This is a genomic window from Janthinobacterium sp. EB271-G4-3-2 (assembly GCF_020858035.1).
GTDB classification, from domain to species: Bacteria; Pseudomonadota; Gammaproteobacteria; order Burkholderiales; family Burkholderiaceae_D; genus Janthinobacterium; species Janthinobacterium aestuarii.
Genome location: NZ_JACYMG010000002.1, coordinates 153,608 through 168,167, shown reverse-complemented (window position 1 = coordinate 168,167; position 14,560 = coordinate 153,608). Strand labels below are relative to the sequence as shown.

14 protein-coding genes are annotated in these 14,560 nt (G+C 67.5%); 6 read left to right on the top strand and 8 right to left on the bottom strand.

The annotated features are described in order from the left end of the window. Nucleotides 1-34: 34 nt before the first annotated feature. Nucleotides 35-925, top strand: a complete 891-nt coding sequence (locus IGS55_RS05720; RefSeq protein WP_230515440.1) for a LysR family transcriptional regulator — start codon at nt 35-37, stop codon at nt 923-925. Here IGS55_RS05720 and IGS55_RS05715 read toward each other — a convergent pair whose 3' ends face one another. Further along, nucleotides 926-1,810, bottom strand: coding sequence for a hypothetical protein (locus IGS55_RS05715; RefSeq protein ID WP_230515439.1), 885 nt, complete (start codon nt 1,808-1,810; stop codon nt 926-928). It abuts the gene before it with no gap. Beyond that, nucleotides 1,807-4,059, bottom strand: coding sequence for a M1 family metallopeptidase (locus IGS55_RS05710; protein ID WP_230515438.1), 2,253 nt, complete (start codon nt 4,057-4,059; stop codon nt 1,807-1,809). Before IGS55_RS05710 ends, IGS55_RS05715 begins: the two co-directional genes overlap by 4 nt. 230 nt (nt 4,060-4,289) lie before the next feature. On the opposite strand from IGS55_RS05710, the gene IGS55_RS05705 reads away from it, so the two are divergent. From IGS55_RS05705 to IGS55_RS05685, 5 genes are all read left to right on the top strand, one after another. Continuing rightward, nucleotides 4,290-5,837, top strand: a complete 1,548-nt coding sequence (locus IGS55_RS05705; RefSeq protein ID WP_230515437.1) for a TonB-dependent receptor domain-containing protein — start codon at nt 4,290-4,292, stop codon at nt 5,835-5,837. Nucleotides 5,838-5,983: 146 nt separating this feature from the next. Next, nucleotides 5,984-6,655: a thiol:disulfide interchange protein DsbA/DsbL gene (locus IGS55_RS05700; protein WP_230515436.1), complete on the top strand. Its 672-nt coding sequence runs from the start codon at nt 5,984-5,986 to the stop codon at nt 6,653-6,655. Nucleotides 6,656-6,666: 11 nt separating this feature from the next. Further along, nucleotides 6,667-6,891, top strand: coding sequence for a hypothetical protein (locus IGS55_RS05695; RefSeq protein ID WP_070303949.1), 225 nt, complete (start codon nt 6,667-6,669; stop codon nt 6,889-6,891). Between the two features lie 81 nt (nt 6,892-6,972). Next, entirely contained in the window at nt 6,973-7,719 is a 747-nt protein-coding gene (locus tag IGS55_RS05690; protein ID WP_230515435.1) for an SDR family oxidoreductase, read from the top strand. Nucleotides 7,720-7,833: 114 nt separating this feature from the next. Continuing rightward, complete coding sequence (locus tag IGS55_RS05685; protein WP_230515434.1) at nt 7,834-8,364, top strand: ester cyclase; 531 nt, start codon at nt 7,834-7,836, stop codon at nt 8,362-8,364. A 10-nt stretch (nt 8,365-8,374) separates the two neighbouring features. On the opposite strand, the gene IGS55_RS05680 is transcribed toward IGS55_RS05685, so the two are convergent. The 6 genes from IGS55_RS05680 to IGS55_RS05655 all read right to left on the bottom strand — a co-directional run bounded on the left by IGS55_RS05680 (nt 8,375) and on the right by IGS55_RS05655 (nt 14,560). Then, nucleotides 8,375-9,355, bottom strand: coding sequence for a LysR substrate-binding domain-containing protein (locus IGS55_RS05680; protein WP_230515433.1), 981 nt, complete (start codon nt 9,353-9,355; stop codon nt 8,375-8,377). Continuing rightward, on the bottom strand, nt 9,289-10,185 hold the full coding sequence (locus tag IGS55_RS05675) for an efflux RND transporter periplasmic adaptor subunit (protein ID WP_230515432.1): 897 nt from the start codon (nt 10,183-10,185) through the stop codon (nt 9,289-9,291). Before IGS55_RS05675 ends, IGS55_RS05680 begins: the two co-directional genes overlap by 67 nt. 37 nt (nt 10,186-10,222) lie before the next feature. Beyond that, entirely contained in the window at nt 10,223-10,423 is a 201-nt protein-coding gene (locus IGS55_RS05670; protein ID WP_034751763.1) for a DUF1656 domain-containing protein, read from the bottom strand. Then, the gene (locus tag IGS55_RS05665) at nt 10,413-12,557 is read right to left on the bottom strand and encodes an FUSC family protein (RefSeq protein WP_230515431.1); all 2,145 of its coding nucleotides are present in this window, start codon (nt 12,555-12,557) and stop codon (nt 10,413-10,415) included. Before IGS55_RS05665 ends, IGS55_RS05670 begins: the two co-directional genes overlap by 11 nt. A gap of 10 nt (nt 12,558-12,567) precedes the next feature. Then, nucleotides 12,568-13,074, bottom strand: a complete 507-nt coding sequence (locus IGS55_RS05660; protein WP_034751839.1) for a MarR family winged helix-turn-helix transcriptional regulator — start codon at nt 13,072-13,074, stop codon at nt 12,568-12,570. A 73-nt stretch (nt 13,075-13,147) separates the two neighbouring features. Beyond that, a complete protein-coding gene (locus tag IGS55_RS05655; protein WP_230515430.1) occupies nt 13,148-14,560 on the bottom strand; it encodes an efflux transporter outer membrane subunit in 1,413 nt (470 codons plus the stop codon).

Genomic DNA, 14,560 nt, shown 5'->3' with positions numbered 1-14,560 from the left:
ATATCATTTCCGTTTTGTTGATGATCGGGCAGTCATGGATACCTTGCGCAGCATGCGCGTGTTTCGCGCCGTGGTGGAGCTGGACAGTTTCGTGCGCGCCAGCGAGCGCCTGGACCTGTCGCCGGCCATGGTCAGCAAGCACGTGATGCACCTGGAACGCCACCTGGGCGCGCGCCTGCTGAACCGCAGCAGCCGCCACCTGAGCCTGACGGAAATCGGCAAGGTGTATTTTGAACAGTGCCGCGACATGCTCGACAACCTCGACGAGGTGGAAGCGACGGTTGGCCGCACGACCGTGGTGCCGCGCGGCATGCTGCGCCTGAGCGCGCCCGTCTGGTTCGCCAACGCCATCTTTACGCGCACCCTGGTGGCCTACCGCGAACGTTTTCCGGAAGTGACGTTCGACATCGACTTGAGCGGAAGAGTCGTCAACCTGGTGGAAGAGGGCTTCGACCTGGCCCTGCGCGTGAGCCAGGCGCCATCGCCGGCCCTGATCGCGCGGCCCATCGGCAGCATCGCCTTTCACCTGGTGGCCGCGCCCGCCTACCTGGCGCGCGCGGGCCAGCCGCAGCTGCCGCAAGACCTGGCGCAACATGCGATGATCAGCTATTCCTTGTTGGCGAACGGCAATGAGCTGGCCTTCGACGGGCCGCAGGGACGCGAGACGGTGAAGTTTACGCCCGTGCTGCAATGCAATAACGAAAGCCTGCTGCACGCGGCCGCGCTCGACGGCATGGGCATCGCGCTGCTGCCATCGTGGCAGACGGATGCGGACCTGGCGGCGGGGCGGCTGGTGCGCCTCTTCGATGGCTACCAGCTGGCGGGCGGCAAGGTGTACGCCGTCTATACGAGCCGCCGCTACCTGTCCTCGAAAGTGCGCACCTTCATCGACTTCCTCGCCGATGAAGGGCGCCTGGGGACTTGATTACGCGAGCGAGCGCTTGACGTCGATCAGCGCGAACAGGCGCGCGCTGCGCATCCACGCCAGCACCAGCGCCGCCAGCTGCGTCGCCAGCAAGCCGGCCACGATGGCCAGCGGACCCGGGCCGGCCAGGTTCAGGCGCGCCACGCCCAGCAGCGCATACAGGGCCAGTCCCGGCACGGTGATGGCGAGGTAGATGGCCAGGCAGGCCAGCGGACGCCGGCGCAGCATGCCCAGGCCCCGCCACCATGCCTTGACGGCCGACGTGCGGCGCCGGTCGATGGCCAGCGCCGCGCGGCCCGCATCGAGCGTGGCGCAGGCCAGCAGGAACAGCACGCCCGCGAACAGCAAGGCCAGGTGACGGGCCAGGTCGGCGTCCGCTTCCAGGATGGCTGTCGCCGCGTGCTTGTCGGCCAGTTTCAGCGCACCGGCGCCGATTATCAGCGCCAAGCCCAGCGGCACGATGCTCCACAACAGCATGCGCAGCATGCGGCCGTATGCGCTGAAGGCGCCCGTCAGCAGCGCGCCGAAGCCCAGTGGCGCCGGCGCGCGCGCGGCCGTCACCACCAGGCCGCTCAGCAGCGGCGACAGCAGCAGGGTCAGGACGACGCCGGCGATGGCGGCCTGGCTGATGGCGGCGCCGTTGCGGCTGGCATTGGCTGCCAGGTCGGCCAGGGTCATCAGATCGAGCTGCTGCGCCAGGGCCGCCGCATGCACGGCCTGATCGAGGCTGGCGCTCAAGGTGCGCCAGAGGGGGATGACGGCAACGATGGCGGGGATCAGCAGCAGGCCGGCCCACAGCAGCAGCAAGCGCCATTGCAGGGCGGCGCGGCTGGCGCGCGTGGTCAGGGCCAGGCCGCTGGCCCGTGTCGTGGAAGTGGCGTTCATACGGTGGCAATCAGGGAAAAGAGGTATTGGAAGGCGGCGGCGAGGTCGAGGCTCCAGCGCCGCGCGGCGGACTTGTCGGCCTTCAGGGTGCGGCTGTCATCGAGCTTGTTGACGTCGAGGTAGTGCACGCGGTCGGGGTCCAGTTCGGCCGAGACGGCCTTCACGGGCTTGCTCCAGGTGTAGCGCTGCCACAGCTGCTCGTTGTCCCACACCACGCGTTCGGAGCTGCCGTCGGCGAACTTCACCAGCAGCACCTGCGGCACGGGCGCGCCGCGGCGGCGCAGCACCACGCTGGTCAGATACGGATACGGGCCCGTGCCGGGCTTGGCGTCCGGGTGCGCCTTGTCCCACGCTTCGCGCACCTTGTCCTCTTCTTGTTCCAGCGCTTCGGACGTGCGTTCCACGCGCTTGCCGTTCACCAGCGCCAGGCCGGCCAGCGGCGTCTGCTCGTCGCTGGTGAAGCTGCCGATGCGGTCGTCGATATTCGCGCTGGCATACACTTGCTGCGCGAAGACCTGTTCCACGATGCGCCGCTGGCCCGTCGCTTCGGCCAGCGCTTCGCGCAAGTCGGCCACGCTCGGGTGGCGGAATTTCCACTGTTCATAGTAGGCCTTGAAGCCCCGTTCCATGGCCTCGCTGCCGATGCGCGCTTCGAGGTCGCGCAGGGTGGTGGCCGTGCGGCTGTACACGGGGCCCACGCCCTGCAGGCGGTCCCACGCGTTCTGGCCCAGCGGGTCGGCCGCGTCCTGGCGCGGCGCGGCCGTGCGCTCGAACTCGAAGACCTTGAAGGCGGGAGCGAAACCCAGGCGCTTGAGCAGGGGCGTGGTGGCGTGGATATCCTGGCCGCGCGCGCGCAGCATGCGCTGGTCCCAGTATTCGTTCAAGCCTTCGTCGAGGATCGGTTCCTCGAACTCGTTCGAAGCCAGGATGCCGTAGAAATAGCCATGGCCGAATTCATGGATGGTGACGAAATCGAGGCCGAATTCGGCCGCCGTCTTCGGCTGCAGGCCGGCGTAGCCCGAGGCCGTGAAGAAGGTCGGGTATTCCATGCCGCCCGCTTCGGCCGCGTTAAACGGCGGAATCACCACCGTCAGGGTCTTGTACGGATACGGGCCCAGGGTGCGCGAAAAATACGTGAGTGTATCCTTGGCCGCCTGCAGCGCGGGCGCCGCGTTCGACGCGTACTCGGGCGGGTACAGCACCTTGATGGCCACGGGCGGGCTGCCAGGGCCGCTCCAGCTGCCCAGCAGCGGCTGCGCGCTGCGCTTGTCGGCCGTCCAGGCGAAATCGTGCACGTCGCCCTGCACATAGTGATGCGTGAGCATGCCGTTCTTTTCCTGCGGCGCGCCCTGCAGTTCGCCCGTGGCGCCCACCGTGTATTCCTTGGGCACGGTCAGCTTCACGTCGTAGTGGCCGAAGTCGGCGTAGAACTCCGAGTTCAGGTGGAATTCATGCGCGTTCCAGCGCGGCGCCGTGGCGCCCCGTTCGCCGGGCAGTTCCAGCACGGCGATCTTGGGAAACCACTGGCCCGCCAGGTGGAAGCTGCCGAAATAGCCGGTGCGCGCGATGACGCGCGGCAGCTGGTCGAAGAAGCGGATGTCGAGCGTCGTCTCGGCGCCCGGCGCGACGGCCTGCGGCAAGTCGACGCGCACCACCGTGCGGTCGGTGGCCGGGCCGTTGTCGGGCTGGACGAAATGCCAGGGCGCCTTGGCGCCGTTCTGCGTCATGCTGCGCAGTTCGATGTAGCCCCACTCGCCGTCGCGCGTATCGACGCCCGAGCGGAAACCCGTATCGAGCTTGCGCTTCTCGGTGAAGAAAGTCGAATGCTCGCCTTCGAAGGCGTTCAGGTACAGGTGCAGGTACACGCTGCTGACGGCTTGCGCGCTGCGGTTGCGCCAGCGCAGTTTCTGCCGGCCGTCTATCGTGTGCTTGACGGGATCGAGCGTCGCTTCGATCTGGTAGTCGACCACGCGGTCCGACAGGGTCGCTTGCGCGCCCGTGCGCGCGCCGCCCCAGGCGTTGCCGGCGCTGGGCGTGGTGACGGCCGACGCATGCGGCGAAGCGAGGGCGATGCCGTCGGCCGATGGCGCCAGCGGCAGGGGCGCGCTGGCGGGCTTGCCCTGTTCCGGCTGGGCGAACAGGTCGGCTTGCAGGGCCAGGCCGGCCAGCAGCAGGGCGGCGATGGAAAGGGCTTTGAACTTGCCCGGGATGAGGGAAATGCGGCGGCGCGTTGTGCTACGACTTTCCATGCGTGACTCCCACGGTGACTTCTGATTGATGATCTTCAAATGCGGTCGGCTGCGCCCAGGATCGCCGGGCGTTCCTTAATATACCCGTAAAAATTACAAATAAGCAATAAATTGTGCAGGCAGCTTTGCCGGCTGTTGCGGCGCCGCGCGCCGTGCGTATAATGATTCGCTTTTGCCATCCCTCCTGCTGCCGTGCGTGCGCGCCCCGGTGGCGCACCCAGCTTTCCGCCATGATGCCTGCCCCTTCCGCTCTGACCATCGCCACGCGCACCTTGCTGCTGTGCGCCCTGGCCATGCCGGCGTGCGCGCAGGAAGGCGTGGAAGGCGGCGCTGCTGGTGGCGCGGCCGGCGTCATGCATGGCGACTTGTCCGCCGAACTGGCGCAGGGCGGCCAGCACAGCGTGCGCGGCGCCCTGTCGCGCGACCAGGGCGGCATGGTGCTCGACGTGGCCATCGACGGCCTGCGCAACGGCAATTACCGCGATGGCAGCGTGTTTCACCAGCGCGGCTTCAACGGCGGCGCGGAATGGAAGCTGCGCCAGGGCCGCTTCGGCTTCAGCGCCGACCAGCTGAACCAGGACACCCGCTATCCCGCGCCCGAGGCGCCGTTCCTGGCCTTGCTGGCGGCCCGTCCGGAAGACCTGTACCGCTATGAGGTGCGGCGCGCCAGCGCCTTCGTGCAGCGCTATGTGGGCAGTTTCGAGCTGGGCGTGGAACTGTCGCAGCGGGAAAAGCGCGCCACGGCCCGTTATGCGGGCGAGGATGGCAGCAGCGAATCGACGTACAGCAGCCGCCGCCGGCAGCTGGCGCCCCGTCTGCGCCATTACGGCAAGGTGGGCGGCGTGGGCACGGATACGGAAGTGGGCCTGGACCTGATGCAGTGGCAGCGGCGTTCGGGCCGCGCGGGCGATGCGCAGCGCCGCCAGTATTCGCGCGCGCTGCTGCTGCGCGAAGAGCTGGCCTTCGGCGGCCCGTATGCGCCGCGCCTGCTGCTGGGACTGCGGCATGAACAGTTCCAGCTCGACCCGGCCGACATGCCCGCCGGCGGCAGCGACTGGGAAAACCAGAATGCCTGGGACGTGCAGGGCAGCCTGCAGCTGCGCCCGCAGCTGAGCGTGTATGCGAAGGCCGCGCGCAGCTACCGCATCGACGACGATGGCTATACCCGCGCCGGCTACCGCCCGCTGGCGGGACAGCTGCGGCGCGAGATGGAATTGGGCGCCACCTTCGGCGACGCGGCGCGCAGCGCTTCCGTGCGCGTGTTCAGCGAGCGCCTGAGCAACCAGATCGTCTTCGACCAGAACCTGGGCCAGCTGGGCTTTGCGGGCAACCTCGACCCCTCGCGCCGCGACGGCGTCGCCATCGAGGCCAGCATGGCGCTGGCGCGCGACTGGCGCCTCGACGGGGAGTTGCGCCAGGTGCATGCGCGCTATGACGATTACGCCTACGATGGCCCGGACATCGCCCTCGTGCCCAAGACCCTGGCCAGCCTGCGCCTGTACTGGACGGGGCAGGGCGGTGCCAGTGCCGACGCCGGCGTGCAATGGCTGCGCGCCCTGCGCTATGGTCCCGATTTCGCCAGCAGCTGCCTGGCGCAAGTGCCCGCCTTCGCCACCGTGGACGGGCGCTATGTGCGCAAGCTGGGCGCCTGGGAGCTGGAATTGGCCGGCAGCAACCTGGCCAACCGCCGCCATTACGGCGATGCGCCGGGCTGCCGCTCCAGCATTTACCTCAATGACGCGCGCCAACTGCGCGTGTCGGCGCGCTACCATTTTTGAGGCAGGGGCGCGGCGGGGCTTAAATGCGGCTTAAGCGGGCGCAAACGGAGCGGATAAAAGCGCTTTTTTTCCGGCCGGGCGACATCGTCCGGCGCAAAAAGTGGTAATCTCGCCCCGTTCACGACCACTTATGATGAAGGATTATTATGCGTTTTCTGCGTTTCTTGCGTCCCCTGCTTGCCGCCGTCACCCTGGCGGCGGCCACCGGCGGCGCCATGGCGGCCGATACCGGCTTTACCACGCTCACGACGCCAGTGCGCACGGACACGGGCAAGAAGGTGGAAGTGGTCGAGTACTTCATGTATTCGTGTCCTCACTGCTACGTGCTCGATCCGCTGATGCACGACTGGGTCAAGAAGCAGGGCGACAAGATCGCCTTCCGCCGCGTCCACCTGGCCTTCTCCGGCCCGAAGGATCCGCAGGCGCACGCCTATGCCACGCTTGAAGCGATGGGCCAGCTGGACCAGTTCCACGACAAGATCTTCCGCGCCATCCACGTCGAGCGCAACCGCCTGAACCGCGATGACGCCATCCTCGACCTGCTGGTGAAGAACGGCATCGACAAGGCGAAATACCTGGACATGTTCAACTCGTTCGGCGTGCAGACCAAGCTGAAACGCAACGAGCAGCTGATCGCCGCCAGCAAGATCGAGAGCGCGCCGACCATCGTCATCGATGGCCGCTTCGTCACGTCGCCGGCGCAGCTGTCGCGCCCGGGCCAGTCCGAGCCGCAAACCCAGGCGGCGACCCTGCGCGTGATGGATGAACTGGTGGCGCGCGTGCTGAAAGAGCGCGCACCGGCGCCGGCGAAGAAGTAAGCGGAGACCTCATGAAACAGCTGCCCTGGACCCTGTGCGTACTGGCCCTCGCCCTCGTGGCGTGGCTGGCGATTGCCATCGTCAACGTGGAAAACCAGCGCAATGCGCTGGCCAGCAAGGCTTGCGTGGACCCCGCGTTCAAGAACGAGGTCGATGCGAAATGCCTGGCGTCCGTGCAGTCGCGCGAACACTGGTGGCAGCACCTCACTTACGCCATGACGCATTTCCGAAATTGAATGTGTCAGTACGAAAAACCCGCCGCGCGCGGGTTTTTTTTCGTCCGCGTATGATGAAGCCACAACTATTCAGGAGGGACGATGAAGGAAGTGATCTTGATTACCGGTAGCAGCCGCGGCATCGGTGCGGCGACGGCGCTGCTGGCGGCGCGCCAGGGCTATGCCGTGTGCATCAACTATGTGCGCGATGCACAGGCGGCCGACGCGCTGTGTGCGCGCATCGTGGCCGACGGGGGCGAGGCCATCGCCGTGCAGGCCGATGCCAGCGATGAAGCGGACGTGGCGCGGCTGTTTGCGGAAGTCGATGCGCGCCTGGGGACGCTCACGGCGCTGGTCAACAATGTGGGCGTGCTGGAGCAGAAATGCCGGCTCGTCGACATGTCCGCGCAGCGCCTCGAACGCGTGTTGCGCACCAATGTGATCAGTTATTTCCTGTGCTGCCAGCAAGCCGTGCGGCGCATGTCGACGGCCCATGGCGGGCAGGGCGGACGCATCGTGAACGTGTCGTCGGCGGCGGCCCGCCTCGGCTCTCCGGACGAATACATCGACTACGCGGCCTCGAAAGGCGCCGTCGATACCCTGACCCTGGGCCTGGCGAAGGAAGTGGCGGCCGAGGGCATCCGCGTCAACGGCGTGCGGCCCGGCATCATCTATACGGAGATTCACGCTTCGGGCGGCGAACCGGGACGGGTGGCGCGCCTGGCGCCCGGCGTGCCGATGCAGCGGGGCGGCCAACCCGAAGAAATCGCCGACGCCATCCTGTACCTGCTGGGGCCGGGCGCCAGCTATGTGACGGGCAGCATCCTCGACGTGGCGGGCGGGCGCTGATTTTCAACTCCTACAAGTAATTGCTTCAAGTGCAGGGTCAATTATCAAGCGCGGCAAGCGGGTCCAGAATGACGGTGTGCCATGTGCACGCCGATCAACTCATTTGGAACTACTATGCCCGCTTTTGCCCCCGCCATCCTGGCCCTGTCGCTGCTGGCCGCCGCGCCAGCCCATTCCACCACCAATCTGCCCCTGCCCGCCCACCTGTCCGGCGCGAAAGCCGACGCCGCGGTGGCGCTGGCCGCGCGCCGCTATGCCGCGTTCTGGCAAAGCGGCGATCCGGTCCTGGCGCGGTTGGCGCTGGCCGACGATTTCACCGACCGTACCTTGCCCGCCGGCCGGCCGCAGGGCTTGGCCGGCCCGCTGCAGGCGTCGCAAGTATTCCATGCCGCCGTGCCGGATTTGAAAGTCGCCATCGAGGAGATGCTGGTGGCGGGCGACCGGGTCACCTTGCGCCTGCATTTCACGGGCCGCTTCACGGGCGTCTTCCCCACGCCGCGGGGCCCCTTGCAGGGGCAGGGCCAAGCCATCGATTTCCATGCATTTGATCTGTACCGGGTCAATGCGCAGGGACGCATCAGCGACAACTGGCATCTGGAAGATAATTTGACCCTGCTGCGCCAGATGGGCGTGCTGGCGCCGTGAGGATGGCTGGCTAGCCGTGCGCCGGCAGCGCGGAAAACTGCTGCAGCAGGAAGCCGGCCAGCAGGGCGACGCGCGGCGGCTGGAAGCGGCTGCGCCGGTACAGCAGGTTCAGGGGGACGCTATCGGCAAAGTAATCGTCTAGCACCGTCTGCAAGCGTCCCGCGCGCAGGTCGTCGCCGATGTCGAGCAGCGATTTGTAGGCATAGCCATGGCCGGCCACTGCCCAGCGGCGGATGATTTCGCCGTCGTTGCTGTGCCAGTCCCCCTGCAGGCGCAGGCCGTGGCGCTTGCCGTTTTCGCGGTAGCGCCACTCCTGCGGCGCGCCGTCGCCGGCCGTGAGCACGAGGGTCGGCAGCGATGCCAGGTCGCGCGGCGCGGCCGGCACGCCGACCCTGGCGGCCAGCGCGGGCGCCACGCACACGACGCGCCGGCCCGGGTGCAGCAGGCGCGCCACCATGTCGCTGTCGGGCAGCTCGCCGTAGCGGATGGCCAGGTCGACGTCGTCCTGCACCAGGTTGGCCGTGACGTCCGTCAGGGTCAGCGCATGGCGCACCTGCGGGTGCAGCGCGGCAAAGCGGTCGAGCATGGGCAGCAGCAATTGGCGGCCGATATCGGATGGCGCCGAGATGCGCACCACGCCGCGCACGGCGCCGCCGCCCGCGTGCAAGCCGTCTTCGGCCTGCGCCAGCAAGTGCAACGCCTGTTCGCTGTAGTGGCGGTAGTGCATACCTTCTTCCGTCAGGCGCAGCTGGCGCGTGGTGCGCTCGAACAGGGTGGCGCCCAGCGCCGTTTCCAGGCGCGCGATGGCGGCGCTGGCGGCGGCCGGCGACAGGCCCTGCTTGCGGCCGGCCGCGGAAAAGCTGCCCAGCGCCGCGGCGTCGAGGAACAGGGCGATTTCCGCCAGGCGCCCGGCGCCGCCGCGTATCATGCCGGGTGCGCGGCCGCTGGTTTCGGCGCCGGCGCCGAATGGGGTGTCACCACCACGGTGCACGTGGTGCCGGCCACCAGCAATTGTCCCTTTGGCTGCTCGTCGATGTGGATGCGCACGGGCACGCGCTGCGCCAGGCGCACCCAGTTGAACGTGGGGTTGACGTCGGCCAGCAGTTCGCGGCCCGTGGCGGCGTCGCGGTCGGTGATGCCGCGCGCGATGCTCTCGATGTGGCCGTGCAGGGTGCCGCCGCTCATCAGATTCATTTCCGCCTTGTCGTCCTGCGCCAGCATGCCCAGCTTGGTCTCTTCGAAGTAGCCGACGACGTAGTACGAGGCGCTGTCGATGACGGCCAGCTTGGCCGCGCCGACGGCGGCGAAATCGCCCTTGTGCACATTCAGGTTCGTCACGTAGCCGCTGACGGGCGCGCGCACGGTGGTGCGTTCCAGGTTCAATTGCGCCAGTGCGCGGGCGGCCACGGCGGCCTGCACTTGCGACGTGGCGGAGGTGGCGGCGAACGCCGCGCTTTCGCGGCTTTCCGTCGAGATGATGCTGGCGTCAAGGCCTGCGCGGCGCTGCGCTTCCTTGCCGCGGCGGCCCTGTTCCGTTTTTTGCGCGGCCAGCACGGCGTCGGCTTGCGCCAGCGCGCTCGCATAGCGTTCCTTGTCGACGACGAACAGGATGTCGCCTTTTTGCACGACCTGGTTATCGCGCACCAGCACGTCCGTGACGGTGCCGGCCACGTCGGCGCTGATGTTGACGATGTCGGCCTTGATGCGGCCGTCGCGCGTCCACGGCGACTCCATGTAGCGGTCCCAGACGGTCTTGCCTATCCACAGGGCGGCTGCCAATAGCAGCACGGTGATTGCATAGCGGGTCAGTTTGCTTACCATGTCGGCAGCCTTTCCTTGATCGGGTTGAACAGTTTTTTTATTTGTAAAGCGATAGCGCCAGCGCGCCGAAGATGGCGATGAAGATGCACAGCCGCGCCAGCGACGGGTGCCACACCATGCGGTACACGCCCAGCCAGCCCAGCACCCGGTCGAGCAGGGTTTGCAGGGCTATGCTGAGGAGGAACAGGGGCAGCAGGGTAGGAATCAGAATTCCGAACAGGGCGAATTCACGCGGCATGGTGGTCTCCGGCGCCAGGCGCCATGTGGTCGAGTAAGGAGGTATAGATCGAGTGCAGGTCGGCCAGCGCCGTCTGCAGGCGCGCGCTGCGCTCGCCGGTGGCATCGGCTTCCGTCTGGGCCGTGCGCACCACGGCGCCCGCCTGCAGGGTGGCGGCCAGCGCCGCCTGCAGTGCCGTATCGCCGCGCGTGCGCAGCCAGCCGGCGATGTGGTCCACGCATTGCTGCAGCGCGTGGCGCGTGGCGCCTGGCCTGGCGGTGGCGATCAGTTCGCGCAGTTCGATCACGGAGTGGCCGATTTCCAGCAGGGTCAAGGCCTGGCGCACGACGGCGCGCGTGGCCTCGCCCGGCGCCGGGCCGGCCGCCGCGTTGAGCTGGCTGAGCAGGTCGCGCACGCGGTTGTCGAAACGGTGTTTGACACGGCGTGCGGGCGCCGTGCAAGCATGCAGCGCTTCGCGCCACAGGGCGCGGCCGATGTGGTCCTTGTGGCCCATCGTGTGCTCGGGCAGCAGCACGGCAAACACGAGGGCGGCCAGCATCAGGCCGACGATCAGGGCCATGCCCGTGTTGAGAAAGGCCGCGCCATCGACGTGCATCAGATTCGTCGGCGCCATCTGCGTGATGAAGGTCGACACGCCCAGGCCCACGCCCAGCTTGGCCGGATTCGTCATCAGGTACAGGCCGACGGCGAGAAACGGCGCAAAGCTCAGTACCAGCATGGGGAAGCCGTCGCCGTGCACCAGCACGAAGTACACGCAGACGAGCGACAGCGGCATGGCGATGAGGAAGCCCGCCAGCACCTGGCGGATCATCAGGATGGGGCGCGGCGAGGACGAGGCCAGCGCGCAGAACACGGCCGCCATCAGCATCGCCGTGCTGGCGTAGGGCCAGGCGAGGAAGTAGGCGCCCAGCGCCAGCAGAGCCAGGCTGATGCCGGCGCGCGCGCCGCTGGCGAGCACCAGCGCGGGCGGCGTCTTCGGCGCATATGCCTGCGGCGTGCTCACGTCCAGCGGCGTGTCGTGCACGAGGCTGAAATACACTTCATGAAAGCGGCTCATGTCGCGCGCGAAGCGCTCGAGCAGTTCGCACACGGTGTCGAAGTCGATGCGCTGCGCATGCGCGATGGCCGCGCCATCGATGTCCGCGCGCGCCTGGCCCAGCGCCGTTTGCAGATGCCGCTGCATGGTGTCGAGCGAGTCTTGCGACGGCGTCGCTTGCAGCGCTTCGGCGACGATGGCGTACAAGGGCGCGCAGGCCTGCATGACCTGCGTCTCGCCATCGCGCTGCAGGCGGTCGAACAGGCGGTGGAAAGTATAGAAGGTGGTCAGCGCCGTCATGAAGGTGGCGTTGAAGGCGTGCAGCTTGCGGTTTTGCGCGCGCACGTGACTGACCTTGCTGGTGACTTCGAACAGGGCGGCCGAACGGCCCAGTTCCAGCGCCGCCACGTCGGCGGCAAACTGCAGATGCGTCAGTTCCACCTGCGCCGGCGTGAGCTTTTGCTGCAGCACGTCCTGGCAAAAGGTGAGGAATTTGCCGTAGCGCGCCTGCACCGTGCGCATCACCTGCGTGCCCTGGTGGCGCGGCAGCAGCACGCTGGAGACGGCTGCCGAGCAGATGATGCCCAGGCTCACTTCAGCCACGCGCGTGACGGCCAGCGAGAAGACCTGCATCGGCTGCTCGATGGCGGGCAGCACGATCATGCAAGCCGTGTAGCCGGCCAGCACGTACACATACGACTGGGCGTTGCGGTGCAGGGCCGAGCCGCTCGTGCACAGGCCCACCCACAGGGCCAGGCCGGCGAACAGCAGCACGGGCTGCTGCGGGAACAGGCCGATCAGGGTCAGCGCGGCCGTGCAGCCGAGCAGGGTGCCGCACAGGCGGTAAAAGCTTTTTTCCAGCACCATGCCGCTGCTGGGCAGGGCCAGGATGATGGTGGTGGTCATTGCCGTGCTCGGTGAATCGAGGCCCAGGCGGTAGGCCAGCCACAGGGCGCAGAACGCGGCGATGAGGGTCTTGCCGACGTAGATCCAGCGTTCGCCTTCCGTCGCGCGCCAGTCCTGCAGCGCCAGCGCCAGCCAGCGGGCCGCCCGGGTCAGGGGGCCGTCTATAGGTGTTGTTGCTGTGGCTGGCGTCATCGATAGGCTATCAGTTCTGGTTGTTGAGATTGTTCAAATTGCGCAGCTGGCGCATGTACAGCTTGTCGAGCACTTGCAGCTCTTCTTCCGTGAACCCTTCGTACAGGGCCGAGGTTTCCTGGTACACGTCGGGCAGCGCCGTTTCGATCAGCGCGCGGCCCTTGTCGGTCAGCGAGATCATCACCGAGCGGCGGTCGCCGGGGCGCGTGCCGCGGTGGATCAGGCCGCGCGTTTCCAGGTCGTTGCACACGCGCGTCAGGTTGGCCGGCTTTTCATGGCAGGCCATGCCCAGGGTGCAGGCGTTCGACGTTTCGTCGTCCGTGCCGTACAGCACGGCCAGCACCATGTAGCTGGCATCGACCAGGTCGTGCTTTTTCAGCGCGGCGTTGGTCAGGTCCTTCATGCCTTTTTGAATGTGGTACGTCATGCGCAACAGGCGCATCAGTTCCATGGGGAAGCCTGGCATGCGCGTGCGGATGTTTTGCAGCCGCTTGGCGGTGGCGTCAAAAGCGGTCATGTCATATTCCTTCATGTGTGAATAAAGTTCCGATTGTATCTTGTTGAGCTAGGGCAATGCCAGGATTGCAAGCTTATATGCCGCCTCCCAGTGCATTCATCAAGGAAACGTACAGATCGAGCTCGCGCGCCCCATTTTGCGCCTGCTGCTGTTCTTCCGCCAGCAGCGCCACTTGCGTGTTGAGCATGGCGATGGCGTCGCTCATGCCCGCCTTGTACGCCTTTTCCGCCAAGTCGCGCGCGCGCTGCGCCGTGGCCAGCGCCTGCGCGGTCAGCTGGTGCTGTCTGGCCAGCGACTGGGCGCGGGTGACGGCGTTGGCCACGTCCGACATGGCGTTGACGACGGTGGCGTTGTATTGCTCGACGGCGCCGTCGTACACGGCTGTCTGGCTGCCCAGCTGGGCACGCAGGCGGGCGCCGGCAAAGATGGGCAGGCTGAGAGCGGGCGAAGCGCCGCGCACCTGCGAGTTGGTGTCGAGAAAATGGCTGAAGCCGAACGCCTGGAAGCCGGCAAAGGCCACCAGGTTCACGTTCGGGTAGAACTCGGCCTTGGCCGCGTCGATGCGCTGCGCCGCCGCTTCCACCCGCCAGCGCTGGGCGGCGATGTCGGGACGGCGGCCGATCAGGTCGGCCGGCAGGGCGGCGGGAATGGCCAGCGGCTGGTCCAGGCGCAGCACGGGGCGCGTGAGCGCCGCGCCCGCCGCCGGGCCCTTGCCCGCCAAGGCCGCCAGCTGGTTGCGCAGCAGCGCCAGCGATTCGGCCGACTGTTCCAGCTGGCGCCGGCCTGCGGGCAAGGTGGTTTCGATCTGCGCCACGTCAATATCGGTGCCGATGCCGGCCGCCTTGCGCTGGCGCGTGATGTCGAGGATGCGGGCGCGCTGCGCCAGGCTGCGTTCGATCACGTCCTGCAGCTGGAATTCGTACGACAGCTGGATGTAGGTGCGCACCAGCGCCGTTTCCAGGGCCAGGCGGGCCATCTGCGATTCGGCCGACGCCATCTGCACGTCGCCCAGGGCGGCGGACAGGGCGGCGCGGTTGCGGCCCCACAGGTCCAGGTCGTACGAAGCCGTGACGGTGGCCTGGTTGCGCCATGCGTAATTGCCGGCCAGCGGCGCCGGCGTGCTGCCGTGCTGCGAATACAGTTCGCGGTTGATGGAGACATTCGCGTCCGCCTGCGGCCGGGTCTTGTCCTCAAACGCGCCGGCCAGCGCCTCGGCCTGGCGCACGCGCGCCTGGGCGCCGCGCAGGGTGGGGCTGTCGGCCAGGGCCTGGTCCATCAAGCGGTTCAATTGGGGGTCGTGCAAGTCTTGCCACCATTGCGTGCGCGGCCAGGCGATCGCTGCGCTGGCGGCGGCATTCATGGCCTGGTTCGCTTGCAGCTTGTTGGCGTCGAGCATGGCTGATTGCGGCGCGATATGGCCCATGTCGGCGCAAGCGCTCAAGGCAAGGATCAGGCTGGCGGCAAGCAAACGGCGATGCAGGGACAT